3 rRNA genes (1 of these 3 only partly in view) are annotated in these 2,561 nt (G+C 42.2%); all 3 read left to right on the top strand.

The window, feature by feature from the left end:
• Window positions 1–724, top strand: a 23S ribosomal RNA gene (locus BST92_RS14750); the annotation flags it as partial.
• A gap of 89 nt (window positions 725–813) precedes the next feature.
• Window positions 814–923 (top strand): 5S ribosomal RNA (rrf, locus tag BST92_RS14745).
• Window positions 924–1,649: 726 nt separating this feature from the next.
• A 16S ribosomal RNA gene (locus BST92_RS14740) occupies window positions 1,650–2,561 on the top strand; it runs 613 nt beyond the window's last position.

The following is a 2,561-nucleotide window of genomic DNA, read 5'->3' as shown; positions in this document are numbered from 1 at the left end:
GGCGTTGTGGAGTCATTGTTGAAATACCACCCTTTGCTTATTTGAGACCTAACCCCTAACGGGGGACATTGCTTGGTGGTAGTTTGACTGGGGTGGTCGCCTCCAAAAGAGTAACGGAGGCTTCTAAAGGTACCCTCAGCACGCTTGGTAACCGTGCGTAGAGTGTAATGGCATAAGGGTGCTTGACTGAGAGACTTACAAGTCGACCAGGTTGGAAACAAGAGCATAGTGATCCGGTGGTTCCGTATGGAAGGGCCATCGCTCAAAGGATAAAAGGTACGCCGGGGATAACAGGCTGATCTCCCCAAGAGCTCACATCGACGGGGGGTTTGGCACCTCGATGTCGGCTCGTCACATCCTGGGGCTGGAGAAGGTCCCAAGGGTTGGGCTGTTCGCCCATTAAAGTGGCACGCGAGCTGGGTTCAGAACGTCGTGAGACAGTTCGGTCTCTATCTGTAGTGGGCGCAAGAAATTTGAGTGAATCTGACTTTAGTACGAGAGGACCGAGTTGGACTGACCGCTGGTGTACCAGTTGTTCCGCCAGGAGCACTGCTGGGTAGCTACGTCGGGAAGGGATAAGCGCTGAAAGCATATAAGCGCGAAACCCATCACAAGATGAGATTTCTTTAAAGGGTCGTGGGAGACTACCACGTTGATAGGTCATAGGTGTAAAGGCAGTAATGTCATAGCCGAGTGATACTAATTACCCGTAAGCTTAGGTATTCTACCCTTTAGCTTTTTATATCATGTTTATTATTATCGTTTAAATTTCAATATGTCAACTTTTACAGTTGATTGTTTCAGCTGAACCATTAAGGTGGTTATAGCGATGGGGCTCACCTCTTACCATTCCGAACAGAGAAGTTAAGCCCATTAGCGCAGATGGTACTGCTTTATTGTGGGAGAGTATGTCGCCGCCTTCTTTTAAGTCCTTACTAAGTAATTAGTAGGGACTTTTTTATGTTTAATTTTTTGATTTTATCTATCTCGCTAATTTAGATGAGTTATTTTCAGATTTCCATTTTTACTCGATGATGTAATCTAAAAGGCTTAAGATTTATAATAAATCCTTTTAGTTAAAAAGAGGATCCTGTTAAAAAAAATGTCTAATTACAAGTAAATGTAATTAGACATTTTAAAAATATATACTTAATTTCTAGCCATTAAATAATGGATATTCGGTGATTATTTTTTTGAATTAATTTAAGTGTTTCAAGTATTCTGATGTATTTGCGATATCGTTACCTGATAAAGTTATATGAGTTAGAATAATTCGGATAGGATGATTTGTAATTAGTTGTTTGTATGTGTGTTATAAATTATTTTAATTTATTTAGTTAAAAAGTTTGGTTGATAGAGAAAAACGTGAGTATATTTGCACCCGCTTTGCAGCAGACATGATGTCAGAAGTAGAGCGTTAGTTCTTCAGAGAAGGTTAAAATACTAGTACGAGAATCGGGAGAGGATTGGCAAAGTTTTGATTTTATAATTTGAAGTAGTTCATTGAGATTTTGATTGACAGCACAAAATAAATAATAAGAAGATATTTTGATAATATTTTCTGGTAAGATTTAATATAGATAAACACAATTACGCTAATTAAGTAGTATTAATTATATAGATCAATAAATGATCTTTAAAAAGATTCTACGATGAAGAGTTTGATCCTGGCTCAGGATGAACGCTAGCGGCAGGCCTAACACATGCAAGTCGAGGGGTAACAGAGAGAGCTTGCTCTTTGCTGACGACCGGCGCACGGGTGCGTAACGCGTATACAATCTACCTATCACTGAGGGATAGCCCGAAGAAATTTGGATTAATACCTCATAGTATTATGAGATCGCATGATTTTATAATTAAAGGTTACGGTGATAGATGAGTATGCGTCCTATTAGCTAGATGGAGAGGTAAAGGCTCCCCATGGCTACGATAGGTAGGGGTCCTGAGAGGGAGATCCCCCACACTGGTACTGAGACACGGACCAGACTCCTACGGGAGGCAGCAGTGAGGAATATTGGACAATGGGCGCAAGCCTGATCCAGCCATGCCGCGTGTAGGAAGACGGCCCTATGGGTTGTAAACTACTTTTATACGGGAAGAAACCTATCCTCGTGAGGATAGCTGACGGTACCGTAAGAATAAGCACCGGCTAACTCCGTGCCAGCAGCCGCGGTAATACGGAGGGTGCAAGCGTTATCCGGAATCATTGGGTTTAAAGGGTCCGTAGGCGGGCTAATAAGTCAGTGGTGAAATGCAGGGGCTCAACTCCGGCACTGCCATTGATACTGTTAGTCTTGAATTATTGTGAAGTGGTTAGAATATGTAGTGTAGCGGTGAAATGCTTAGATATTACATAGAATACCGATTGCGAAGGCAGATCACTAACAATATATTGACGCTGATGGACGAAAGCGTGGGTAGCGAACAGGATTAGATACCCTGGTAGTCCACGCCGTAAACGATGGTTACTAGCTGTTTGGACGAATTGACGTCTGAGTGGCCAAGCGAAAGTGATAAGTAACCCACCTGGGGAGTACGTTCGCAAGAATGAAACTCAAAGG

Origin of the sequence: Nonlabens arenilitoris, assembly GCF_002954765.1 — a bacterium.
Classification (GTDB): Bacteria; Bacteroidota; Bacteroidia; order Flavobacteriales; family Flavobacteriaceae; genus Nonlabens; species Nonlabens arenilitoris.
This window is presented reverse-complemented; position numbering and strand designations above follow the sequence as displayed.